Below are 22,489 nucleotides of genomic sequence, written 5' to 3' on the forward strand. Positions count from 1 at the left end.
GATCTCCATGAGCCTCAAGAGCAAGACCGCAATCGTGACCGGCTCCACGAGCGGCATCGGCCTCGCCATCGCGCGGGGCTTCGCCCGGGAAGGCGCCGACGTGGTGCTGAACGGGTTCGGGTCGCCGGAGGCCATCGAGACGGCCCGGGCCGGGATCGAATCCGAGTTCGGCGTGCGGGCGATCCACTCGGCCGCCGACATGACCAAGCCCGACGAGATCGCCGGCCTGATCACCCTCGCGGAGGAGACCTTCGGGGCCGTCGACATCCTCGTCAACAACGCCGGCGTTCAGTACGTCTCGCCCATCGAGGACTTTCCGCCGGAAAAGTGGGAGCTCATCATCGCGCTCAATCTCTCCTCGGCGTTCTACACCATGCGGGCCGCCATTCCGGGCATGAAGAAGCGGGGCTGGGGGCGGATCATCAACACCGCCTCGGCCCATTCCCTCGTGGCCTCGCCGTTCAAGTCGGCCTACGTGGCGGCCAAGCACGGCATCGCCGGCCTCACCAAGAGCGCGGGCCTGGAACTCGCCACCCACGGCATCACGGTGAACTGCATCTCGCCGGGCTACGTCTGGACCCCCCTGGTGGAGAGCCAGATCCCCGACACCATGAAGGCGCGCGGGCTGACCGAGGAGCAGGTCATCAACGACGTGCTGCTCAAGGCCCAGCCGACCAAGGAATTCGTCACCGTCGATCAGGTCGCGGCGCTCGCGGTGTTCCTGTGCTCGGACGCGGCGAGCCAGATGACGGGCGCCAACCTCGCCATGGATGGCGGCTGGACGGCGCAGTAGGACGCTCCGGGTCGCGCCGCCCCGGTGGGGCGGCGCGTTGGACTCTTCAGCGGCGGTGGAGCAGCAGGGCGAGGCCGTAGCCGACGGCGCCCGCGAGCAGGAGCGCGATGAAGGGATTCTCCTCCACCCGCGTCTCGACGGCCCGGGTGCCATCGCGGAAATAGGCGCCACCACGATCCTGAATGCGCTCGTAGGCGTCGCCGGCGTAGTCGCTGACGTTGTCGGCGACGTCGCGCACGGTGTCCTTGGCCTGGCCGTAGGCGTCCTGGGCGCGCCCCTGCGCCTCGCGGTAGCGCCCCTCGACGGAGTCGCGCTGTGACCCGAGGGCGTCGCCCACGGCCCCCTGCACGCGGCCGCCGAGATCCTTGGCGGTTCCGACGATGCGATCCGTGTCCACCATGATGCGTCTCCTCGTTGAGCTTCGATGCGGGTTCGATGCCGCCGGGGCGTGGCACGCCCGCATCCGACGTTCACAGAACGCCCGAGATCCGATTGGGCACCGCATCGATCGGATTTTCTCGGTGCTTCCCGCCGACAGGGTGAACCGACCGTCCCGCGAGGAGTCCGCGGGCCACCGTCACCAGGGCGGCCGCCAGGGTCTCGACGGCCGGTGCGCGCCGCAACCCGAGACGCCCGGTCGGCGGTAGGGGCGGAACGTGGACGAACAGCACCGGGATGTCCTCGGCCAGCGCCCGGTAATACGCGGCGTTGCAGAGGTAGCGGCCGGCATCATGGGACGGGATCGCCCGGATGCCGTTGCGGCGCAGGGCCACGAGGGCCTGCGCGGCGACGTGCGCGCGGCGCTCTGACGGTCCGTCCGCCAACAGGGCGAGGCATCGCGCAAGGGCCCCCGATGCGTCCGGGAATAGCCGGCTCGCCCGGTTTCGCGCCCGAAACTCGACCCGGACCCGCGTGGCGCGGCGCGCCACGCCCAGCATCAGCACGGCGGCCGGTGGCTCCCTGAGGGCGGGAACCAGATGGGTCGGAATGGCCCCATAGGTGGTGGGTAGGACGAGGAGGCGGACATCGCCGCCCGCGAGGCCGTGGCGGCGGGCGAGGGCGACGAGGCGGCGCGCCACCACGGCGCTCGGGTTCACGGGCACGCCGGGGAACGGCCCGAACCCGGTGACGAGGAGGTGGCCCCGGCTCAAAGGCCGATGAGGGTGGCGATGGCCTCGGCCCCGGCGGCGGGGGAGGATTCGCCGCGCGACACCCCCGCCTCGGCCTCGGCCGTCTGACGGCGGACTTCGGCGGACCCGACGAGGCGCTGGTGCAGGCGCTCGTGGACCAGCGCCCACATCCACTTCACGTCCTGGGCGCGGCGCTTCTTGGCGATCTCGCCCGTAGCCGTGAGCTTGTTGCGGTGGTCGACGACGCGGTCCCACATCCCGTCGAGCCCCTTGTTGTTGAGGCCCGAGACGGTGACCACGGGGGGCGTCCAGGTCGAACTCGGGGCGCTGAGGATGTGGAGGGCGGCGCGATATTCCGAGGCGGCCGCACTGGCCCGGCGCTCGCCCTCGCCGTCGTCGGCCTTGTTGACGGCGATCATGTCGGCGAGTTCGATGATGCCCTTCTTGATTCCCTGCAACTCGTCGCCGGCGCCCGGCAGCATGAGGACGAGGAAGAAGTCGGTGAGATCGGCCACCGCCGTCTCCGACTGGCCGACGCCCACGGTCTCGACCAGGATCACGTCGAACCCCGCCGCCTCGCAGAGCAGCATGGTCTCGCGGGTCTTGGCCGCGACGCCCCCGAGGGTTCCCGACGAGGGGGAGGGGCGGATGAAGGCGTTGGGATCCAGTGCCAGGCGCGCCATGCGGGTCTTGTCGCCGAGGATCGAGCCGCCCGTGCGCGTCGAGGACGGATCGACGGCCAGCACCGCCACCTTGTGGCCGGCGGCCGTGAGATTGGCGCCCAGCGCGTCGATGGTCGTCGACTTGCCCACCCCCGGCACTCCCGTGATCCCGACCCGGATCGCGCGGCCGGTCTGGGGCAGCACCGCAGCGATGAGGTCCCGCGCCACGGCGCGATGGTCGGCGCGCTTCGATTCCGCCAGGGTGATGGCGCGGGCGAGGGCAGCCCGGTCGCCGGCCAGCAACCGATTGCGCAGGGCGTCGATGTCGAGGGCGGGCGGCGGGGATGAGGAGAGGGCCATGCCCACTTCTTGCCGGGCCGACCGGCATTCGTCGAGGGGGCGTGCTGCCTATTGCGCGACGCGCCCGCCTTTGTCCGCGCCGATGTTCGGTGTGGGACTGGGGCCACAGGCGCGCCTATGCCCGCAATCCACACGGCCCACGGCCACGTTCGCGCCGCGCCATGGTCACGATCGTCCGCGACAGGTTAGCACCGCACGACGGCCGGGTTTCCCGGCCCTCCACCGCCCAGGGTTGTCAGACCGCATGAACCGAACCATTCGGCCGACCCGACGCAGCCTCGTCCGCCTCGCTACCCTCCTGGGGCTCGCCAGCCTGGCGCCGGGCTTGTCCGGCTGCGTCACCGAGGACCTCGCGACCGGCTCGTCCGCCCCCGAGCGGCAGTCGAACATCGATGTCAGCCCCGTGCTTCTCGTCGCCACCACCCGCAAGCCGGTGGGCAGTCCCCCGAAGAGCCCGTATTTCAGCTCCGAGCGCGGCCGGGGCCTGAGCTTCGCCGAGGTGCGTCTGTCCGCACCCGACCGCTCGCTCATCGGCAAGGTCTCCTCCGTGGTCACCGGGGATTGGGGGGTCGCGGCGGTGCCGCAGATCGAGACCGGGCCGGGCGCGGCCGGTGCCTTCGCCCAGGCCGCGTTCGGCCGCGACGTGCTCATTTACGTCCATGGCTACCGCGAGAGCTTCCAGTCCGCGGCCCTCAGCGCAGCCAAGCTCTCCGATGGTATCCGCTTCCGCGGCGCCTCCGCGCTGTTCACCTGGCCCTCCGCCGCCGCGACCTTCGATTACGGCTACGATCGCGAGAGCGCCCTGTGGTCGCGCGACGCCTTCGAGGATCTGCTCAAGGCCCTGGCGAACTCGCCGTCGGGCGGCCGAATCAACATCGTCGCCCATTCCATGGGCACGCTCCTGACCCTCGAGACCCTGCGGATGCTGCGGGCCGAGGCCGGCGAGGCGGCCATGGCCCGCATCGGCGCCGTGGTGCTGGCTGCCCCCGACATCGACATCGACCTGTTCACCTCCGCCATCGAGCGCATGGGACCGGACGTGAAGAAGGTCACGGTGATCTCCTCCACCAACGACAGGGCGCTGGAGCTCTCCGGCGCCATCGCGGGTGGTATCGTCCGCGCCGGCGCGGCCGACCGCGAGCGCCTGGAGGCGCTCGGCGTGCGCGTCGCCGACGCCTCCGATTACGGCGGCGGCCTGATCAACCACGACCTGTTCCTGTCGAACCCGGAGGTTCAGGGCGTGGTCAAGCGTGCCATCAGTCGAGGTGCTGGCGGAGGCAGCTGAGCCCAGGGGCCCGTTCGGCGCGGGATGGCGGTCGGCGTGGGGCTTGGCGCGCAGGCCGTTGCCCCCTACACGGTCGGCGGCCCCGTAAGGCTGAATCGATCCCAGGGCGGCGTCCTCCGACGCCGTGCGGCCGGCGCGCCCCGCGCAACGACGTTCGAGAGGAATTCGCGATGTTCACACTCGAGATCGATGGCGTGGCCATCGCGGTCATCAACGGTTCCGAGGAGGTCGCCCGCGATCTCTTCACCTGCGACGGCTTCAAGGACGACATCCAGGCCATGAAGAGCGACGGCAAGGTGCTGTGGAACGGCACCTCTCCGCTCAAGATCCGCGCCGCCACCGAGGAGGAGACGGAGATCTTCGAGGACGCCCTGGCCGAGGATGACTCGGAAGAGGACGAGCCCTTCGAGCCGGATGCCCGCCACGCCGAGGCCGCTTCGAACGACGACGCGGAAGAGGATGACGAGGACGGTGAGGACGACGCCGACATCGTCTTCCTCGTGGATATCGACGAGGATGCGGGTCTCGACTCCTGAGGGTTTCGGCAACATCTTCAACGTGGCCGTGCCCGATTCAGGGCACGGCTCATGGGTCCTGGCCGTCAGGCTCGCCCGACGCGAACGGGCACGCCCCTCGCCGATACCCCTCTTCGGGGGACGGCTCCGTTCAGGTCCGCAGGCCGGCGGCGATGTTGTGATTGATGCTGATGAGCGCGGAAAGCTTCTCGGCGCTCGGCTCGATCAGCGTGTCGATCATGCGGCGGAACACGAACACCGACAATTGCGCGATGCTGGTCTTGATCGGCTCGGGCAGTGGGCTGTCGGGTGCCGTCGCCGCGCCCGCGATGATCGTCCAGACCTTTTGATTGAAGTTGAGCGCTTCGGGGAGGCCGCCCTTCTGGTTTTCCCAGTCGGCTTGAACGGCCTGGAGGCGCGATGCGGCCTTGATCAGGACGGCGGCTTCCGCCTCGCGCGGCGATAGGGCCGTCTGTGACACCTTCGCGTAGGCACTGGCCCCGTACGACATCCTGCGTTCTCCCCGACTGCCGCGATTCGAGCCGTCCGCGACCGACGAGACCGTATGGGGTTCATTCTTAAGAGACTGTAATCCGGTCTTCGCCGCAATCATGCCGAGAAGCTTGACCAGGAAGGGCCGGTGATCGCGGGCCGGCCTCTGTCCGCGCGGCGATCGCGGGATTTCCGACCCATGATGAATTTTGTTTTCGGTACGGTGGCGGGGGCGCTGCTGGCCGGCATCCTCACCGTCGTCGCCGTGCGCCAGCCTGGCGTTCAGAGCAGTCTCGGGCTGTTTCCGGTGTCCACGGCCCCGATGCTGCCGGCTGCCCGGTCACCCGGACCATCACCGGATGCCCGCGCCAGGAACGAAGCGGCCTGTCGCAACGGGCCGGCCGAAGTCGGCAAGGCCGACATGCTGTTCAACCGCAAGCGCTTCTGGCTCGTGGCGCCTTGATCCCGGCCGACGCCGGACAGGCCTGCCTTGGAGAAGCGTTCTCTTACACGCTGCTCAGCAGAAACATCACCATGGTGGTCGCGACGGTGGTGCTGAGGAAGCCGCACAGGGCTGCCGCGAAGGACGGGCCCGTGGCATCGATCATGGCATTGGAGCCGAGGACGGAATTGGCGTTGGACTGGGTGGCCGAGACGTTCATGGGCGTGGACCTTCAGGGCAGCGAATCGCGCGCCGCTTGTTCAGACTTGTGAAACGAATGGTTCCGGGCGTGTGTGCGTGGGCGCACGCGCTCAGTCGCAGCGATTGACCTTCTTGGCGATGCGAAGGTTCCGCGCCTCAGTCCGCAGATCGATGGCGGTGACTGCCGCACCGCAATCCTCGAACGCATCCCGGGCATCGGCGTACCGATCGCCGATTTCGTCGAGGGTATCGCAGACGCGGTCGTGGCTGCCGATGCGGGCTTCCTGCCGGGCCTGGAACCGCAGGGCGTTGGCTTCCTCGACCTTTCGCTGGCCCTCGAAGCAGGCTGGCGCGGCCAGAGCCGGCACGACGGCCACGACGGTGAGTCCGATGGCGAGAAGCGGTGAAAACAGAGCGTGACGCATGGGATACCTCGGCGGCAGACGTCTCGAGGAACAGGACGGGTGCAAGGTGACGCTCAGGCTGATCCAAAGTTATGGATCGATCCGAAGTCTTGGATCCGGCCCGCCGGTCATCCTGCGTTCATGCCCCAAGAACCCCCGATCTACGGCGAAGGTTCCGCTTTTCGGCTGCTCACTTTCCGGGCGCGGCGCGAGGCGAGGATTGTTGGAAGATCCACCGGCGTGAAGCCCTGCGCATCGACGCCCACGTCGTACTGCTTCGGGATCGGTGTCAGCTTGGCGTGCGAATGCCCGTGGAGGTCGAGGGCGCCCCGGCCCATGCCGTTCCAGGTTCGGAACGCATAATGGCACAGCACCAGGGGCCGTTCGTCCACGACGATCTCGGCATAATGGCCGACACTGGCCCAGCCCGGCGCATGCAGCGTTTCCGGCCCGTCGTTGTTGCCGACGATGAGGTGCTTCGTACCCTTGAGCGAGGTGAGGATTTCGGAGATTCGGCCCGGCGCGGGTCGCAGGGCGACATCGCCGAGATGCCAGACCGTGTCGCCGGGCGCGACGACGGCGTTCCAATTGGCGATGAGCGCCGCGTCGTGGGCCGCAAGGTCGGGGTAGGGGCGCCGGTCGATCCGCAGCACGCGCGGATCGGAGAAGTGCGTGTCGCTGGTGAACCAGACGGTCATGCCGGAACGTCGCTCCGAGAAAGGCAGGGCGGTCCTCGGAAGCGAGGCGGGATCACGCCGTCCGACCCCGGGCTCAGCGACCGGGGCTGAAGCGCAGGGGCACGGTGACCGCGAGGCTGCTGATCGTGACGCCTGCCGGGGCCGCCGGCAGGGACCCGCGTACGGTCGCGAGCGCCGCACTGTCGATGGCGCCGACACCACTGCTGCTCGACAGTCCCGAACTCAGCACCTGCCCGGAACGCGACACGGTGAACCGAACCACGGCAACGCCGCCGCTGGTTCCCGCCGCCGCACTGGCGTTCATGCGACCGCGGATCGCCGAGCTGAGGGCGCCCTGCCAAGCGCGGAGCGCGTTCGCATCGTTGCCGCCGGCGGCCGCACCCGCGCTGCTCTGACGCGAGGCCGAGGCCGAGTTCTGGCGTGCGCTGCCCTCGCTCGCAGCGGCGGCGGCGCGGCGTGCGGCCTCACGGGCCGCCTTAGCCTTCGCCTCGGCCCGGGCCTCCTGCAGCGCTTCGCGGCGCTCCTCCTGTTCGGCCTTGAGCCGTGCCTCGCGGTCGGCCTTGCGCTTGGCCTCACGCCGCGCCTCGAGGATCTTGGCTTGATCCGGCTTCGGTTTCACCACCTCGACGGGCTTCGGCAGCTCCTGGGCCACGGTGGGTGGAGGGGGTGCCAGAGCCGGCGCGGTCTCGGCCGTGGACGCGATCACCTGATCCTCCGGCGGCGGCTCGTTCGCCACCTCGACGGGCGGCGTCGGAGTCGCTTCCGGCGGCTCGGCCATGGTCGTCGCCTCGGGCGCGATCATCGCCGTATCGGGCGGCGGCGGTGCCGTCGCCTCGGGCGGTGTCACTTCCGTGGTCTCCAGCGGCTTCTCCTGCTGGACCGTCTCGGGCGTCTGCACCGGATTGGCTTCGGGCGGCGCCGACACGGAGGCGGCCTGCTCGGCCGGGGCTTGGGTGTCGGCCTCCGTCATCTGCGGCGCGAGGTCGATGGTGACGATATTCTCGCCCGGGGGCGCCTTGGGCTCCGGCTGGAACAGAGTGAGGGCGATCAACCCGGCCGCGTGCAGGCCGAGGGCGACGAGGAAGGCTGCGGCGAGACCTGACGGGCCGCGCCGATCCGGATCTCCGGTCGATGCGAGGACGCTCATGGGGCTATCGGGCCGTTCCGGTCGCGGGTACTGCGGCGGCCGGCGCAGACGGCAGGGCGCCACCGGGCGATTGGGCGATGAGCGAGACCTTGGTGAAGCCCGCCTGGCCGACGAGGCCCATCACTTCCATGATCTTGCCGTAGGGTACCTCGCGATCGCCACGCACCAGCATCACCTGGGAGGGGTCCTCGGCGGCCAGGGCCCGCAGGCGGGGCAGGATGCCCTCGGGGGTCAGCTCCTCCTTCGCGAGGTAGGGCTTGCCCTCCTTGTCGATGGAGATCTCCAGGGGCTTCTTGGCCTGAGCCACCTTCTGCGCCGTGGTCTTGGGGAGCTGTACCGGCACGCCCGTGGTCATGAGCGGGGCGGCGACCATGAAGATGATCAGCAGCACCAGCATCACATCGACGAGGGGCGTGACGTTCATCTCGGACATCGGCGCGCCGTCGATGCCGTCGTCGTCGTCACCGCCGCCGGAGCGGATCGATCCCATGGCCATGCGTCGCCCTCCGGGGCTTCGGGCGGGCGGCCGGCAGCCCGGCGCCGCGTTCCCGCGAAATCGAAATTCGTCCGGAACCGGGATGGCCCCATGGATCGGGGGCCGCCGGTCTTCCGGGGTTCAAGGCCGGCCCGCCCGCGCGAGGCGGACATTGGTCGGTGATACGGGTCGGTGATACGGTTCGGCTATTCGGCGGCGGCGGCGCGGCTGTGAACCGTCCGGTCGCGGGCCAGACGGTTGCCGAGGGTGCCGATGGAGGAGACGAAGCTCGCCTGGACTCGTCCGATGTCGTTGATGAGCTTGTTGTAGGCCATCACCGCCGGGATCGCGACGACGAGGCCGATGGCGGTGGCGAACAGCGCCTCGGCGATGCCGGGCGCCACCACGGCGAGCGACGTATCCTGGCTCTTCGCGATGGACGAGAACGAGTTCATGATGCCCCACACCGTGCCGAACAGCCCGATGAAGGGCGCGGTGGAACCGGAGGTCGCGAGGAGCGGCAGGCCCGTCTGCATCGCCTTCAACCGCGTGGTGAGGGTCGCGCGCATGGCGCGCTCGATGCGGTCGCGGCGCTCGGCGCGCGTCTCGCTGCTATCCTGATCGCGCCACGCCTCGATGGCGGCCGCCGTGATCTGCGCGTCCATCCCCTTGCCGGATGCTTCCAGGGCGCCGCCCGAGCGCACCAGGGTGTCGAAGGCCTTCGCCTGGCGCTTGGCCGCGGCGATGCGGACGATCTTCTCGAACACCACCGTCCAGCAGGCGATGGAGGCGACCACGAGCAGGATCATCACCGATTTGACGATCGGGTCGGCCTGGAGAAACAGGCCGAGGAACGACATGTCGTGGGAGACGCCTGCGGGCGCGGCGGTCGGATCCATGGGGATGTCTCTCGGTTCGGTTTCGGATCAGCGGACGAAGGGCGCGGCAGTCTTGCTGTCGGTTTCGATGCGTTCGAGGCAGGTCTCGCGGCTGGCGTCGCCGCCCTCGCAGGCCAGGACATCGTTGAGGAGCACCCGGCCGATCTTCGGGCAGGCCAGGGCCGGGAAGTCGAACAGGCGGACCATGGTCTTGCGCTCCTGCACGGGGCCGAGCTCGACGGCGAGGCGCTTCTGCGCGACACCGTCCGTGTCGAAGGCGAACAGATCGACCTTCAGGGATTTCAGGGCCGCACCCCGGCTGTTGTCGACGAGAAGGTAGGTCCGGCAGGATTCGCCTGCGGGCTCCAGGCGGTTCAGTTCGAGCTTGAGCGAAGCGGGCTTGGTGTCCGTGCTCTTGGCTTCCTGTGCCACCGCGTAACCCGTCCAGCCGGCCAGGATGGCGGTGCCGAGACAGGCCGTCCGAACCGCATTCCGGACCTGTTCCCTGACCATGCAGCGCACTCGATCCATCACGGTTCCGTTTCCTCGAACGATGGGCGGCACCGCCGCGCCGGACTTAAACCTTGGGATGACCCGCGATTCGCAGCGTGTTTCCGCCGGGAACGTCATGGTCGGCAATCATGACCCGGTGATCGGTCGGCGCCGCTCAAGTCGTCGCTTCCCAAAGGGAACGCGAACCGGCGCGGCACGGCCAAGAGCCCCGCAATCCGTCGGTCGATTGGCCGTGGCAATATCCGAATTCGCGGTGCCAGATCAAGCGCAGTGCGGAATATCAGAGTAATTCCAAACTGTTACCTGACCGAATACAGGGCCACGCTGGAAAATTGCCGATTGATCCTGGTTGTAGTTTCCTGATTTGCCCGGCGAACATCGCCGGGTCTTCTCTCGGTCAGCTCGTAGGACGATCGTGGTCGGGTTCGATCGGCGAGTTCGACGGGAAGGCTCGCGAAAGGGACCGTCCTGGATGTTCGGAGCCAAGCCCTTGATGGGGCTGCCCTTGATGAGGCTTGGTGCCGCCTCCATATCGGGTTCACCGGCGAACGATCGTCGGCGGGGGGTGCTGCCGCAGGCGGGCTTCCCGAACACCGCAGACGTGCCTCTCCACGAAGTGCCTCCTCCATCGTCCCCGGGGCTTCGCTTGAAGGACATCCATCCGTGACCACGCGGCCTTCCCCGTTCGGACATCCGTTCCTCCTCGGTTTCGATGAGATCGAACAGGCCCTCGACAGGGTGTCGAAGGCCGCCAACGATGGATATCCGCCCTACAACATCGAGCGGGTGGCCCGCAGCGACCGGGAGCCCGAGCGGCTTCGCATCACCCTCGCGGTCGCGGGCTTCACCCGCGATCAGCTCGACGTGATGCTGGAAGAGAACCAGCTCGTGGTCCGCGGCCGGCAGATCGACGAGAAATCGCGTCAGTTCCTCCATCGCGGCATCGCCGCGCGCCAGTTCCAGCGGGCCTTCCTGCTGGCGGACGGCATGGAGGTGATGGGGGCCGACCTGTCCAACGGTCTGCTGTCCATCGACCTGACCCGACCCGAGCCGGACCGGGTCGTGCGCAAGATCGCCATCGCATCCCGCGACGACGTCTGACGGGACGCCCGTTTTTCATCCGGGTCGGGCCAGACCCGACCCCGCTCTGCCAGAAGGAGAGCCGACCATGACCGCATTCAGCCAGAATCCCATCACCGGCGCAGATCTCGATCCGGCGGAGTTCAACGCCGCCGACCTCGCTGCCCTGGGCGAGGGTCACATCGCCTACGTCCGCGCCATGAGTTCCGACGAGGTCACGCGCCTGTTTCCGCAGGCGCCGGAGTTGACCCCCGGCCTCGACCTCTTCGCCCTGCTCTCGGCCAGCGGGGCGCCGATCTTGCTCGCCGATTCCCGTGACGCCGTGGTGGCCAATGCCATGGCCAACGATCTCCACACCGTCAGTCTGCACTGATTTCTTTGTTCGGGTAGATCTCCGTCACTGCCGCCAGGAGCCGGGCGAGGTCCTGGGGCCGCGACAGGCGGTGGTCGCCATCCGCCACGAGGGTCAGCACCGTGTCGGCCCGAGGCAGGCGCTCGACGATGCGCAGGGCATGGGACCAGGGGACATCCGGGTCGTCCATGCCCTGCAGGATACGAACCGGGCAGCCAGGGTCGAATTCTCCCCCGAGCATTGCGTGCCGGCGCCCGTCCTCGATGAGGGCACGGGTGATCGGCACCGGGACGGGGTCGTATGCGCTCGGTCGCGCCCAGAAACCGTCCCGCTCGATGGTGGCACGGATTTCCGGCGTGAACCGCTTCCACATCAGGTCTTCGGTGAAATCCAGGGCCGGGGCGATGAGCACCAGTCCTGAGGGGGCGTCTTCGCCTCGCGCGGCCCGGTCCCGGGCGGCGAGACAAGCGATCCAGCCACCCATGGACGAGCCGACGAGAAGCGGCCGCTGCGGCGCGCAGGCGGAAATCACCGCGACCGCGTCCTCGACCCAGGTCGAGATGGTGCTGGACGCGAAATCGCCCTCCGATTCGCCATGACCCGTATAATCGAACCGCACCAGGGCGCGTCCCGTTCGCCGCGCCCATCCATCGAGCGCTTCGCCCTTGGTGGCCCGCATGTCGGAGCGGAAGCCTCCGAGCCACACCACGGGCGGTCCCTCTCCGGGCCGATGGAGCACGGCGATGCGTCGTGCCGCGTCTCCGCTTCCGACATCGAGGAAAGTCGGCGCCTCGTCGTTCGGCTGCGGCATCGGCTTATCCCCGTTATCCAAGAACCATCGTGTTGCGTGCTCTGCATTTGCCTTTCGTTTACCGGGCCGTAAAGCACGCCGCCCATGCTGACACCCATGACCGAAGCCCGCGACGGACGTTTCCGCCCCCGCCCCGAACCCTCAGGTCCCGTCATCGGGCCGGCCTGCGGAGCCGCGTCATGAATGGCGATCCGCGCGGCGGCACCTTCCCGGGGGAGGGTGCGCCGCTCTCGGGCAGAACCATCCTGCAGATCATCCCGGCCCTCGATGCGGGCGGGGCCGAGCGCACCACCGTGGACGTGGCCGCGGCCCTCGCGGCTGCGGGTGCGCGCGCCCTCGTCGCCACGGAGGGCGGTCGGCTGGTGGGGGAATTGCAGGCCAAGGGCGGCATCTGGCTGCCGTTTCCGGCCGCCGCGAAGAACCCCGTCGCCATGGCGCTGAACATCGGGCGCCTCGCTCGGCTGTGTCGGCGCGAGGGCGTTCAGATCATCCATGCCCGATCGCGGGCGCCGGCCTGGGTCGCACTCGGCGCGGCACGTCGCCTGAAACTGCCCTTCGTCACGACCTACCACGGCAGCTATTCCGGCCGCACCGGGGTGAAGGTGCTGTACAATTCGGTGATGGCGCGCGGCGACGTCGTCATCGCCAACTCGCACTACACCGCCGACCTGATCCGCACGCTTCATCCGGATCAGGCGGGCGACCGCGTCCGGGTGATCCACCGGGGGACGGATCTCGCGCTGTTCACGCCGGGCGCCGTGGCGCCGGCCCGGGTCGAAGCCCTGCGCCGGGCCTGGGGCGTGGCGCCGCACGAGCGCGTGGTGCTGCTCGCCGCGCGCCTCACGGCCTGGAAGGGCCAGCGCGTGCTCATCGAGGCGGCCGCCCTCATGCGCGACCGCGGCGTCGCGGATGTCGCCATCGTGCTCGCGGGCGACCCCCAGGGGCGTGTCGCCTACGAGCGCGAGCTCGATGCCCTCATCGCCGCGCGCGGCCTGCAGGGCATCGTCCACCGGGTCGGGCACTGCACGGACATGCCGGCGGCGTTCCGCGCCGCTTCCGTCGTGGCGGTTCCCTCCGTCGAGCCCGAGGCGTTCGGCCGCTCGGCCGTGGAAGCTCAGGCGCTGGGCACGCCCGTCGTGGTCTCGGATCTCGGCGCCGTACCGGAGACCGTCCTGGCGCCACCGGAAGTTCCGGCCGGCCAGCGCACGGGCTGGCGGGTGGCACCGGGCAACGCCTCGGCCCTAGCCGATGCCCTGGCCGAGGCGTTGACCATGGGCGCCTCGGCGCGGGACGCGATGACCCGGCGCGGCCGGGCGCACGTGGAGGCGCACTTCTCCCTCGAGGGCATGGTCGGCGACACCCTTGACGTCTATGCCGACCTCCTCGCCAATTGCCCGTGAAGCGCCCGTGATCGTCCCGGATCACCCGGGGCGTGAACCAAACCCGGCCGCCCGAGTTGACTTGAAGAAAAGTTCAGCCAAGGTGTCGGACCGGAATCCGGAGCGATTGGTGGCCAGGATCGACCCCATGGGGTTGGGGTTCGCAGGCTGCCGTTTCGTCGTTTCATCAGGAGATTGAAGCCATTCGTAGACCTATGAGAGCTATGCCGGCCCCGCAGAAGGACGGGCCGCGCGCCAACCGGGACATCCGCGGCGTTCGCGAAGTGCAGCTCATCGACGACACCGGTCAGAACCGGGGTGTGGTCGCCTTCTTCGACGCCCTCGCGTTGGCCGAGGAAGCCGGCCTCGACCTCGTCGAGATCGCGCCCAACTCCGTTCCTCCCGTCTGTAAGCTCCTCGATTACGGCCGCTTCCGCTTCAACGAGCAGAAGAAGCAGAACGAGGCCCGCAAGAAGCAGAAGACGGTTGAGGTCAAGGAGATCAAGCTGCGGCCCGGCATCGACAAGCACGACTACGACACCAAGATGAAGGCCGTGGTTCGGTTCTTCGAGGAAGGCGACAAGGTCAAGGTGACCCTGCGCTTCCGCGGCCGCGAGATGGCGCACCAGGACATCGGCCTGCGCCTGCTCGAGCGGGTGAAGAACGAGACCCAGGAGATCGCCAAGGTGGAGAGCGAGCCGATGCTCGAGGGCCGCCAGATGATCATGATCCTGGCGCCGCGCTGACGCGCGAGGCCCGTTCGGATTCGACGATCCGCGCCGCTTTCCCCCGGGGAGGCGGCGTTTTTCATGATCGCTTCCCATTCGGACGCAGAGGTCCCCCTCCCCGCCGGGGGAGGGGGATGAATGTCCCTACTTCACCACCGAGACCTGCGCGTCGCCCGTCCGCCGCAGCACATTCACCGTCACGTCGCCGCCGTAGCGCTGGAAGCGCAGGTCCACCCGCGAGGTGCCGAGCTTCAGATTGAAGATCGACACCCCGTCGAGGAAGGCCGGCAGGGTCGGGTTCTTCAGGCGGATGCGGTTGCGATCGTGCTGGAGTTCGAGGCCGATGCAGGCGGCGAGGAACGCGAAAGGGGCCGCCGCCGCCCAGGCCTGGGGCGAGCACGCCACCGGGTAGGAGACCGGCCCGCGCTGGTGCCTGCGCATGAAGCCGCAGAACAGCTCCGGCAGACGCTTCTGGTCCTGGTAGAGGGCGGTGTCGAACATGCCCTCGAAGATCCGCGAGGCTTCCGGCTTCAGGTCGTAGCGGGCGAGCCCCATGGCCACGAGGGCGTTGTCGTGCGGCCAGATCGAGCCATTGTGGTACGACATCGGGTTGTAGCGCGCCTCGCCGCGCGCGATGGTCCGCACACCCCAGCCATTGAACCCATCCTTCGACAGGAGGTTGGCGGCGACACTCGCGGCGCGCTCCGGCAGGGCGATACCGGTGAAGAGGGCGTGCCCGGCATTCGAGGACCGCACGGCGCATTGGCGCTTCTCGCCATCGAGCGCGAGGGCGTAGGTGCCGATCGCCTCGCACCAGAACGCCTTGTCGAAATCCGCCCGCAGCTTGGCGGCTTCGGCCGTCAGGCGCTGGGCCAGGGCATCGTGGCCGAGCAACGTGGCGAGCGTCGCCATGCCGTTCTTGGCGGCATAGACGTAGCCCTGGACCTCGCACAGGGCGATGGGACCCTTGGCGAGGTTCCCGTCCGTGTGGAAGATCGAATCGTGGCTGTCCTTCCAGCCCTGGTTCTCGAGGCCCTTGTCGGTGTCGCGGGCGTATTCGACGAAGCCGTCGCCGTCCCGGTCGCCGTACTGGTTCATCCAGTCGAGGGCGAGTTCGAGAGCCGGCCAGATCCGCTCGATGGTCTCCCGGTCGCCGGTGACGGCGTAGTATTCCGAGGCCAGCATCACGAACAGCGGCGTGCCGTCGATGGTGCCGTAATAGTGCCGGAACGGCACCTCCCCGAGCATCGCCATCTCGCCGCGCCGGGTCTCGTGCAGAACCTTTCCGGGCTGGGCGTCGGCGGCGGGATCGATGGCCTTGGCCTGGGTCGAGGCGAGGTAGCGCAGGACGCCCTTGCCGAAGTTCGGATCGATCCACAGGGCCATCATCGCCGTGATGATGCCGTCGCGGCCGAACACCGTGGAGTACCAGGGGATGCCGGCGAAGGGGTAGATCCCCTCCGGCGTGCGGCTGGCCAGCATGTAGAGATCGGCGGTGGCGCGGCAGGCGGCCTCGTTGAACTGGTCGTTCGACGAGATGATCGTGGTGATGCCGGCCGTGAGCTGCCGCAGGTCGCGGCGCGAATCGCGATACGCACGGGCGAAGATCACGCCCTCTGCCAGGCCCTTGGGGTGGCGGGCCGTGGCCGACGAGCCGGCGGCGTGCGACAGGCCAGCCGCGGCATCCTCGCCCACCTTCTCGGCGGCCGGTGCACTGGTGTAGGCCCGGTGCGATTCGAAAACCGTGCGGATGAAGAGCGAGGCGCGTCCACCCGGGGGCAGGGAAACCTCGAAGGTGACCTTTCCCGGCTCGATGTGCTTCGGTTTTGGGCCGAAATGCAGGCTCGTGGTCCGCACCACCTCGTCGAGGCCGGCATAGCGGAACTGCACTTCCGACTCGCTCGCCACCTGAACGCTGCGCTTGCCCCGCACCGGGCGGTCCATGCCGCGGACTTCGAAGAGATCACGGAAATCCGCGTCGAAGCTCACGCCGATCTTCAGGGTCCAGTGGCGCGAATCGTAGTTGCGCAAACCGATCCGATCGTAGCACGCGCCCTTGAACAGAAACTTTGTGCGCTCGATGGCGATGAGCTCGCGCGGGATCGTGGTCTCGTCGTGGGCGTCGAGGCGGATGTCGGGCGTCGTCATGTCGACGCTGAGCGCGCCGTTGTCGTCCTGCATCACCGAGGACAGGAGCAGGGGGCGCTGATCCTCGATAGTGAAGTGCAAGCGCGAGAGGTAGCGCGTGTCCTGGAAGTACAGGCCCTCGGGGCCGGGCAGCACGCCGATGTCGCCGTAGCTGTCCAGCACCGCGAAGGCCTCGCCGTACTTCAGGGAGCGCAGCGGGCGCTCGACCAGGGAGGTGTGGGCCTCGATATGGTACTGGGGCAGGACCGCGTCGGCATCCTGAAAACCATGGTTCAGCGGCCCGTCCGTCGTGCCGGGTGCCTGTTCGGGAGTCGCCGTGAAACTGTCAGCCGCCATGCCCGAGCGTCTCCGGATGGGTGAGGATTCGCGAATCGTCTGATCGCGATGGGTCTGGAATCGAAAGGCCGCCCGTTGCGGTATGCGACGCGGGCGGCCCTCAGAGAGGAGAGTTAGTGCGGCAATCGTACGACGCCAACCCGGAAAAAGGCTCTGCAAGCCCGATGCCGGGTCCGCCTCAGGCCGGCATGGCGGCCACCGAGATCGACGGCAGGGACGAGCCGTTGAGATCGCCGTAGCGGGGCGAGAAGGCCGCCGCGTGGGGCATCTTGATCACGTCGGCCTGATGGGCGAGCAGGCTCTCGTAGGCGGCGACGTACTTGCGGACCATGCACTCGGCGGTGAACTGGGTCTCGAAGTGGCGGCGCACGCCGGCTCGGCTCATGGTCTTGACCGTGTCGACGGCCGCAACGGCATCGTCCATCGAGTCGCACAGCACGCCCGAGATACCGTCGGCGATCACCTCCGGCACGGAGCCGTTGCGGAACGCGATGACCGGGGTGCCGGCCGACATCGCTTCGATCATCACCAGGCCGAAGGGCTCCGGCCAGTCGATGGGGAAGGCCAGGGCCAGGGCGTTGCCGAGAAAATCCTTCTTCTGTTCCTCGTTGATCTCACCGATGAACTCGACGAGCGGGTGGTGGATCATCGGCTCGATGACCTCGTCCCAATAATCCTGGTCGGCCTTGTCGACCTTCGCGGCGATCTTCAGTTTCACGCCGGAGCGGATCGCCATCTCGATGGCGCGGTCGGGGCGCTTCTCGGGGGAAATGCGACCGAGAAAGGCGAGATAACCGCCCTTGGCCTCGGGGTAGAACGGGCAGTTCTGGGCCGGCAGGCCATGGTGGATGGTGGACGCCCAGTTCACGTTCTTCGGCATCGGCTCGCGCTGATTGTCGGAGATCGACACCAGGGGCATGCCCGTGAAGGTACGGTAGACCGGCATGAAGTCCGGCACGTCGAGGCGGCCGTGCATCGTGGTGATGCACTTGTGGTTCAGATCCTCGAACATCGGATATTGCAGGAGGTCGATGTGGAAGTGCAGCACATCGAACTCGTGGGCGCGCTTGTGGACGTGATGCAGCATGGCGAGATGGCTCGCCGTGTGGTCGCGGTAGCCAAGGAGGCGCAGGCCTTCCGGCGTGCACGCCGCGAGCTTGGCCGAGGTCTCCGAATCACCACTGGCGAACAGCGTCACGTCGTGACCCTGACGGACGAGCTCTTCCGTGATCCAGGATACGACGCGCTCGGTGCCGCCGTAGAACTTCGGGGGGACCGCCTCCGAGAGCGGAGCAATCTGGGCAATGCGCACGAAGCGTCTCCTGTGAGGTCGAATATGCGCCGACCTAACGCGATCCGGCCTGAGTGGGACATGAATGAAACCCACGGCCAAGGTTATGGTTCCTCCGGGAGCCCCGGCGCCATCGCTGTTTTGCGATGCCGCATGGATGTCCCCGCAATCCCGGGCGCGGGGGGGCTGTGCGGATCGGTCATGTTGCCGGTTCGTCCCGTAGTCCTAACTCAATGACATGTGCGAATTTGTGCAATGCGAGCCGCCCTTGTTTCACCTCCGGGGGTCGTCTAAGCCTCCGGCCAGCGCAGTCTGGCATTGGAGCAATTCCATCCGGCGGGACGCTCCCGGGGCAGTACGGCCTTCGGCGCACACGAGAGGTCCCGCATGACCGGCCTGATGGCGGATTACCTGCCCCTCATCGTCTTCATCGGCGTGTCGCTGTTCATCGCGGCAGCCCTGCTGGTGGCGCCCTTCCTCGTCGCCTACAACAGTCCCGATCCGGAGAAGCTCTCGGCGTACGAGTGCGGCTTCAACGCTTTCGACGATGCGCGCATGAAGTTCGATGTGCGCTTCTACCTTGTGGCCATCCTGTTCATCATCTTCGATCTCGAAGTCGCATTCCTGTTCCCGTGGGCGATCACCTTCGGTGAACTCGGATGGTTCGGCATGTGGTCGATGATGGCCTTCCTCGGCGTTCTGACCGTCGGCTTCGTCTACGAGTGGCGCAAGGGCGCCCTTGAGTGGGACTAGCGCCCACGAATCGTCGTCGCGTCGCCGAACCGTCCGAAGCCTGATCCCGAGAAACCGATGGCCTTCAGCCCCGACCTCTCCCGCGCCCCGGCGATCGCACCGGCTCCCAAGGGGATCATCGATCCCAACACCGGGCGCCCCATCGGCGCGGACGATCCGACATTCCTGTCGATCAGCAGCGAACTCGCCGACCGCGGCTTCCTCATCACCTCGACGGACGACCTCATCAACTGGGCCCGGACGGGCTCGCTGATGTGGATGACGTTCGGGCTCGCCTGCTGCGCCGTCGAGATGATGCAGATGTCGATGCCGCGCTACGATTGCGAGCGCTTCGGCTTCGCCCCGCGCGGCTCTCCGCGCCAGTCCGACGTGATGATCGTCGCCGGCACGCTCACCAACAAGATGGCTCCCGCGCTCCGCAAGGTCTACGACCAGATGCCAGAGCCGCGCTACGTCATCTCCATGGGGTCGTGCGCCAATGGTGGTGGATATTACCACTATTCGTACTCGGTGGTGCGCGGTTGCGACCGTGTAGTGCCCGTCGACATCTATGTGCCGGGCTGTCCGCCGACCGCCGAGGCGCTTCTCTACGGTGTGCTGCTTCTGCAGAAGAAGATCCGCCGCACCGGCACCATCGAGCGCTGAGGGGCTGATGAGCAACGGCATCACCATCCGCGCGCACACCGCCGCCGCTTCGGGCGCGGATGCGCTTCAGGCGCTCAGCGACCATGTCGGCGCCGCCCTCGGCCCGGCCGTGGTCGCCCGGACCATCGCGTTCGGCGAGCTGACCCTCGAGGTGCAGGCGAGCGACATCGTCTACGCGCTGACCTACCTGCGCGACGATCCCGCCTGCGCCTTCCGTTGCTTCATCGACATCTGCGGTGCGGATTATCCGAGCCGCGCCAAGCGGTTCGACGTGGTCTACCACCTGCTGTCCCTGCGCCATAACGCCCGCATCCGGGTCAAGGTGCAGACCGACGAGCAGACCTCGGTCCCATCCGTCATCGACGTGTTCCCGGCGGCCAACTGGTTCGAGCGGGAGACCTACGACCTCTACGGCATCCTGTTCTCGGGCCACCCGGATCTGCGCCGGCTGCTGACCGATTACGGGTTCGAGGGGCACCCCCTGCGCAAGGACTTCCCGCTCACGGGCTTCGTCGAGGTCCGCTACGACCAGGATGAAGCCCGCGTGGTCTACGAGCCTGTGAAGCTGACGCAGGAATTCCGGAACTTCGACTTCCTCTCGCCGTGGGAGGGCACCGAGTACGTGCTCCCGGGCGACGAGAAGAAATCGGCTTGAGCGGCGGAGCGAGGCCATGACCGAGCACAACATCCGCAATTTCGCGATCAATTTCGGGCCGCAGCACCCGGCGGCGCACGGCGTACTGCGCCTCGTGCTCGAACTCGACGGCGAGATCGTGGAGCGTGTCGATCCGCATATCGGCCTGCTGCATCGCGGCACCGAGAAGCTCATCGAGCACAAGACCTACCTGCAGGCGACGCCGTATTTCGACCGGCTCGACTACGTCTCGCCCATGAACCAGGAGCACGCCTTCTGCCTCGGCATCGAGAAGCTGCTCGGGCTTCAGGTGCCGCGCCGGGCGCAACTCATCCGGGTGCTGTTCTGCGAGATCGGCCGCATCCTCTCTCACCTCCTCAACGTCACCACGCAGGCGATGGACGTCGGCGCCCTCACGCCGCCGCTCTGGGGGTTCGAGGAGCGCGAGAAGCTGATGATCTTCTACGAGCGCGCGTCGGGCGCTCGCCTCCACGCCAACTACTTCCGGCCCGGCGGCGTCCACCAGGACCTGCCGCCCGCCCTCATCGACGACATCGAAGCGTTCATCGATCCGTTCCTTCAGGTGGTCGACGACCTCGACAACCTCGTCATGGGCAACCGCATCTTCAAGCAGCGCAACGTCGACATCGGCATCGTCACCGTGGACGAGGCCATGGCCTGGGGCTTCTCGGGCGTGATGGTGCGCGGCTCGGGCATCCCGTGGGACCTGCGCAAGTCCCAGCCCTACGAGTGCTACGAGGAGATGGAGTTCGACATCCCCGTGGGGAAGAACGGCGACACCTACGATCGCCAGGTCATCCGCATGGAGGAGATGCGCGAATCGGCGAAGATCATGCGGCAATGCTGCGTGAAGCTGCGCGAGCCCGCCGGGCAGGGCCCCATCGCGGCGACCGACGGCAAGTTCGCGCCGCCACCCCGCCGCGAGATGAAGCGCTCGATGGAAGCGCTGATCCACCACTTCAAGCTCTACACCGAGGGCTTCCACGTCCCGGCCGGCGAAGTCTACGCGGCCGTCGAGGCGCCCAAGGGCGAGTTCGGCGTCTATCTCGTCGCCGACGGCACCAACAAGCCCTACCGCTGCAAGATCCGCGCTCCGGGCTTCGCCCATCTCCAGGCCATGGACTGGATGTGCCGCGGCCACATGCTGGCCGACGTATCCTGCGTGCTCGGCACGCTCGACATCGTGTTCGGCGAGGTGGACCGGTGATGGGACGCAAGGTTTCGAACTGATGGCTAACCGCAGACTCGCCCCCGCCGCCGAGCAGCCCCAAAGCTTCGCGTTCTCGTCGGAGAACGCCGAATGGGCCAAGGGCCAAATCGAGAAGTACCCCGAGGGCCGTCAGGCTTCGGCGGTGATCCCGCTGCTGTGGAAGGCGCAGGAGCAGAATGGCGGCTGGTTGCCGCGCGCCGCCATCGAGTCGGTGGCCGATGAACTCGGCATGCCGCATATCCGCGTGCTCGAAGTCGCGACCTTCTACACGATGTTCGCCCTGGAGCCGGTGGGCCGGTTCTGGATCCAGCTCTGCGGGACCGTGCCGTGCGATTCCTGTGGGGCGCGCGAGTTGAAGGATTACCTCCAGGCCCGCCTCGGCGCGCCGGGCCATGTCAGCGCCGACGGCAACTTCTCCTGGCTCGAGGTCGAGTGCCTCGGCGCCTGCTGCAACGCGCCGATGGCGCAGATCAACCAGGATTACTACGAGGACCTGACGCCCGACCTGCTAGGCGCGCTCATGGACGACCTGGCCGCTGGCCGCCCTGTGAAGATCGGCTCGCAGGTCGGACGGACCTCGTCCGAGCCCAAGGGTGGGGCCGATACCCTAGTGGACGCGACCCTGTTCGACGGCTCGCGGGTCGGCGCCTGGCGTCAGCGCTTCGAGGACAAGAAGGCCGAGGAGAGCAGCGAGCCCTCGGGCAAGGCCGAGGCGGCTTCCTCCGAGCAGCGCGCCGCCGCTGATCCGAAGCCCGCCCGTCCGGATGCCGGACGCGCCGTCGAGGGCCGGTCCACCGATGCGCCGGCCCAGCGCTCGGCGTCCGGGGAGAAGCCGGTGAAGTCCGGCGACGAAGCCGAGGCGGCCGACCCCGCCGAATCCACGGCCCGGCCGGGCAAACCGGCACCGACGCCGGCCGAGTCCATCGCGCGAGCCGAGGCGGCCGGCGCCGAGGCCGGCAGGCAGTCCGACTTGCCGCGGGATGAGCCGCCACCCCAGCCCGAGGCGTCGGGGGCGAGCGAAGGCGTGAGCACGGACGGGCCGAAGACGGCTCCGGCCGAGACGTCCGGGGACAAGCGCCCGGCTCCGAAGAGCGAGGGGAACTAGC

Annotated in this window: 27 protein-coding genes; 13 read left to right on the top strand and 14 right to left on the bottom strand. The window is 68.1% G+C overall.

Features of this window, described 5'->3' with window-relative positions:
* The first annotated feature begins 7 nt into the window (after positions 1 to 7).
* Complete coding sequence (locus ASF22_RS09025) at positions 8 to 793, top strand: 3-hydroxybutyrate dehydrogenase (RefSeq protein ID WP_056263723.1); 786 nt, start codon at positions 8 to 10, stop codon at positions 791 to 793.
* Positions 794 to 839: 46 nt separating this feature from the next.
* Here ASF22_RS09025 and ASF22_RS09030 read toward each other — a convergent pair whose 3' ends face one another.
* The 3 genes from ASF22_RS09030 to meaB all read right to left on the bottom strand — a co-directional run bounded on the left by ASF22_RS09030 (position 840) and on the right by meaB (position 2,945).
* Entirely contained in the window at positions 840 to 1,193 is a 354-nt protein-coding gene (locus ASF22_RS09030) for a CsbD family protein (RefSeq protein ID WP_056166510.1), read from the bottom strand.
* A gap of 70 nt (positions 1,194 to 1,263) precedes the next feature.
* Complete coding sequence (locus ASF22_RS09035; RefSeq protein ID WP_082483594.1) at positions 1,264 to 1,944, bottom strand: hypothetical protein; 681 nt, start codon at positions 1,942 to 1,944, stop codon at positions 1,264 to 1,266.
* Positions 1,941 to 2,945 carry a methylmalonyl Co-A mutase-associated GTPase MeaB gene (meaB, locus tag ASF22_RS09040; RefSeq protein WP_056166512.1) on the bottom strand — a complete coding sequence of 335 codons (1,005 nt, stop codon included), beginning with the start codon at positions 2,943 to 2,945 and terminating at the stop codon, positions 1,941 to 1,943. Before meaB ends, ASF22_RS09035 begins: the two co-directional genes overlap by 4 nt.
* 244 nt (positions 2,946 to 3,189) lie before the next feature.
* Between meaB and ASF22_RS09045 the strand changes: the two genes are divergently transcribed.
* The gene (locus ASF22_RS09045; protein ID WP_244472865.1) at positions 3,190 to 4,230 is read left to right on the top strand and encodes an alpha/beta hydrolase; all 1,041 of its coding nucleotides are present in this window, start codon (positions 3,190 to 3,192) and stop codon (positions 4,228 to 4,230) included.
* Positions 4,231 to 4,400: 170 nt separating this feature from the next.
* Entirely contained in the window at positions 4,401 to 4,766 is a 366-nt protein-coding gene (locus tag ASF22_RS09050) for a hypothetical protein (protein ID WP_056166514.1), read from the top strand.
* Between the two features lie 130 nt (positions 4,767 to 4,896).
* Here ASF22_RS09050 and flaF read toward each other — a convergent pair whose 3' ends face one another.
* Positions 4,897 to 5,358, bottom strand: coding sequence for a flagellar biosynthesis regulator FlaF (gene flaF / locus ASF22_RS09055; protein ID WP_244474233.1), 462 nt, complete (start codon positions 5,356 to 5,358; stop codon positions 4,897 to 4,899).
* Between the two features lie 78 nt (positions 5,359 to 5,436).
* On the opposite strand from flaF, the gene ASF22_RS09060 reads away from it, so the two are divergent.
* On the top strand, positions 5,437 to 5,700 hold the full coding sequence (locus ASF22_RS09060) for a hypothetical protein (protein WP_056263501.1): 264 nt from the start codon (positions 5,437 to 5,439) through the stop codon (positions 5,698 to 5,700).
* Positions 5,701 to 5,743: 43 nt separating this feature from the next.
* Here the strand turns inward: ASF22_RS09060 and ASF22_RS23715 are convergent, their stop codons facing one another.
* From ASF22_RS23715 to ASF22_RS09090, 7 genes are all read right to left on the bottom strand, one after another.
* On the bottom strand, positions 5,744 to 5,899 hold the full coding sequence (locus ASF22_RS23715) for a hypothetical protein (RefSeq protein ID WP_156368826.1): 156 nt from the start codon (positions 5,897 to 5,899) through the stop codon (positions 5,744 to 5,746).
* 91 nt (positions 5,900 to 5,990) lie between these two features.
* On the bottom strand, positions 5,991 to 6,305 hold the full coding sequence (locus ASF22_RS09065) for a hypothetical protein (RefSeq protein ID WP_056263503.1): 315 nt from the start codon (positions 6,303 to 6,305) through the stop codon (positions 5,991 to 5,993).
* 140 nt (positions 6,306 to 6,445) lie between these two features.
* The gene (locus ASF22_RS09070) at positions 6,446 to 6,982 is read right to left on the bottom strand and encodes a metallophosphoesterase (RefSeq protein ID WP_056263505.1); all 537 of its coding nucleotides are present in this window, start codon (positions 6,980 to 6,982) and stop codon (positions 6,446 to 6,448) included.
* Between the two features lie 73 nt (positions 6,983 to 7,055).
* Positions 7,056 to 8,129 (bottom strand): energy transducer TonB, encoded by a 1,074-nt coding sequence (locus ASF22_RS09075; protein WP_056263507.1) that lies wholly within the window; start codon positions 8,127 to 8,129, stop codon positions 7,056 to 7,058.
* Positions 8,130 to 8,133: 4 nt separating this feature from the next.
* Positions 8,134 to 8,625: a protein TolR gene (tolR, locus tag ASF22_RS09080; RefSeq protein WP_056166527.1), complete on the bottom strand. Its 492-nt coding sequence runs from the start codon at positions 8,623 to 8,625 to the stop codon at positions 8,134 to 8,136.
* A 185-nt stretch (positions 8,626 to 8,810) separates the two neighbouring features.
* On the bottom strand, positions 8,811 to 9,503 hold the full coding sequence (locus ASF22_RS09085; RefSeq protein WP_056166530.1) for a MotA/TolQ/ExbB proton channel family protein: 693 nt from the start codon (positions 9,501 to 9,503) through the stop codon (positions 8,811 to 8,813).
* Positions 9,504 to 9,530: 27 nt separating this feature from the next.
* Positions 9,531 to 10,013 carry a hypothetical protein gene (locus tag ASF22_RS09090; RefSeq protein ID WP_056263509.1) on the bottom strand — a complete coding sequence of 161 codons (483 nt, stop codon included), beginning with the start codon at positions 10,011 to 10,013 and terminating at the stop codon, positions 9,531 to 9,533.
* A 645-nt stretch (positions 10,014 to 10,658) separates the two neighbouring features.
* Between ASF22_RS09090 and ASF22_RS09095 the strand changes: the two genes are divergently transcribed.
* Together ASF22_RS09095 and ASF22_RS09100 are read left to right on the top strand one after the other, a co-directional pair.
* Positions 10,659 to 11,096 (top strand): Hsp20 family protein, encoded by a 438-nt coding sequence (locus ASF22_RS09095; RefSeq protein WP_056166536.1) that lies wholly within the window; start codon positions 10,659 to 10,661, stop codon positions 11,094 to 11,096.
* Positions 11,097 to 11,163: 67 nt separating this feature from the next.
* Complete coding sequence (locus ASF22_RS09100; RefSeq protein ID WP_056089138.1) at positions 11,164 to 11,448, top strand: DUF1150 domain-containing protein; 285 nt, start codon at positions 11,164 to 11,166, stop codon at positions 11,446 to 11,448.
* On the opposite strand, the gene ASF22_RS09105 is transcribed toward ASF22_RS09100, so the two are convergent.
* Positions 11,435 to 12,238 carry an alpha/beta hydrolase gene (locus ASF22_RS09105; RefSeq protein WP_056263512.1) on the bottom strand — a complete coding sequence of 268 codons (804 nt, stop codon included), beginning with the start codon at positions 12,236 to 12,238 and terminating at the stop codon, positions 11,435 to 11,437. The two genes, ASF22_RS09100 and ASF22_RS09105, sit on opposite strands and share 14 nt — an antisense overlap.
* 179 nt (positions 12,239 to 12,417) lie before the next feature.
* Between ASF22_RS09105 and ASF22_RS09110 the strand changes: the two genes are divergently transcribed.
* Both ASF22_RS09110 and infC read left to right on the top strand, forming a co-directional pair.
* A complete protein-coding gene (locus ASF22_RS09110; RefSeq protein WP_056263514.1) occupies positions 12,418 to 13,638 on the top strand; it encodes a glycosyltransferase family 4 protein in 1,221 nt (406 codons plus the stop codon).
* A gap of 203 nt (positions 13,639 to 13,841) precedes the next feature.
* Positions 13,842 to 14,363, top strand: coding sequence for a translation initiation factor IF-3 (gene infC, locus ASF22_RS09115; RefSeq protein ID WP_238223988.1), 522 nt, complete (start codon positions 13,842 to 13,844; stop codon positions 14,361 to 14,363).
* Positions 14,364 to 14,489: 126 nt separating this feature from the next.
* On the opposite strand, the gene ASF22_RS09120 is transcribed toward infC, so the two are convergent.
* Positions 14,490 to 16,829, bottom strand: coding sequence for a glycogen debranching N-terminal domain-containing protein (locus ASF22_RS09120; RefSeq protein ID WP_056263516.1), 2,340 nt, complete (start codon positions 16,827 to 16,829; stop codon positions 14,490 to 14,492).
* Positions 16,830 to 17,007: 178 nt separating this feature from the next.
* Positions 17,008 to 18,141 (bottom strand): glycosyltransferase family 4 protein, encoded by a 1,134-nt coding sequence (locus ASF22_RS09125; protein WP_056166546.1) that lies wholly within the window; start codon positions 18,139 to 18,141, stop codon positions 17,008 to 17,010.
* A gap of 366 nt (positions 18,142 to 18,507) precedes the next feature.
* Here ASF22_RS09125 and ASF22_RS09130 point away from each other — a divergent pair, with 366 nt between their 5' ends.
* Genes ASF22_RS09130 through nuoE form a run of 5 tightly spaced genes read left to right on the top strand, consistent with a single transcriptional unit; the run spans position 18,508 to position 22,488 of the window.
* Entirely contained in the window at positions 18,508 to 18,873 is a 366-nt protein-coding gene (locus ASF22_RS09130) for an NADH-quinone oxidoreductase subunit A (RefSeq protein ID WP_056089121.1), read from the top strand.
* 57 nt (positions 18,874 to 18,930) lie between these two features.
* Positions 18,931 to 19,518 carry an NADH-quinone oxidoreductase subunit B gene (locus tag ASF22_RS09135; RefSeq protein WP_056166548.1) on the top strand — a complete coding sequence of 196 codons (588 nt, stop codon included), beginning with the start codon at positions 18,931 to 18,933 and terminating at the stop codon, positions 19,516 to 19,518.
* 7 nt (positions 19,519 to 19,525) lie between these two features.
* On the top strand, positions 19,526 to 20,173 hold the full coding sequence (locus ASF22_RS09140; RefSeq protein WP_056166550.1) for an NADH-quinone oxidoreductase subunit C: 648 nt from the start codon (positions 19,526 to 19,528) through the stop codon (positions 20,171 to 20,173).
* Between the two features lie 16 nt (positions 20,174 to 20,189).
* Positions 20,190 to 21,380 carry an NADH-quinone oxidoreductase subunit D gene (locus tag ASF22_RS09145; RefSeq protein ID WP_056166553.1) on the top strand — a complete coding sequence of 397 codons (1,191 nt, stop codon included), beginning with the start codon at positions 20,190 to 20,192 and terminating at the stop codon, positions 21,378 to 21,380.
* 22 nt (positions 21,381 to 21,402) lie between these two features.
* The gene (gene nuoE / locus ASF22_RS09150; protein ID WP_056263521.1) at positions 21,403 to 22,488 is read left to right on the top strand and encodes an NADH-quinone oxidoreductase subunit NuoE; all 1,086 of its coding nucleotides are present in this window, start codon (positions 21,403 to 21,405) and stop codon (positions 22,486 to 22,488) included.
* Position 22,489: the final 1 nt, after the last annotated feature.

The organism is Methylobacterium sp. Leaf87, assembly GCF_001422775.1.
GTDB lineage: Bacteria > Pseudomonadota > Alphaproteobacteria > Rhizobiales > Beijerinckiaceae > Methylobacterium.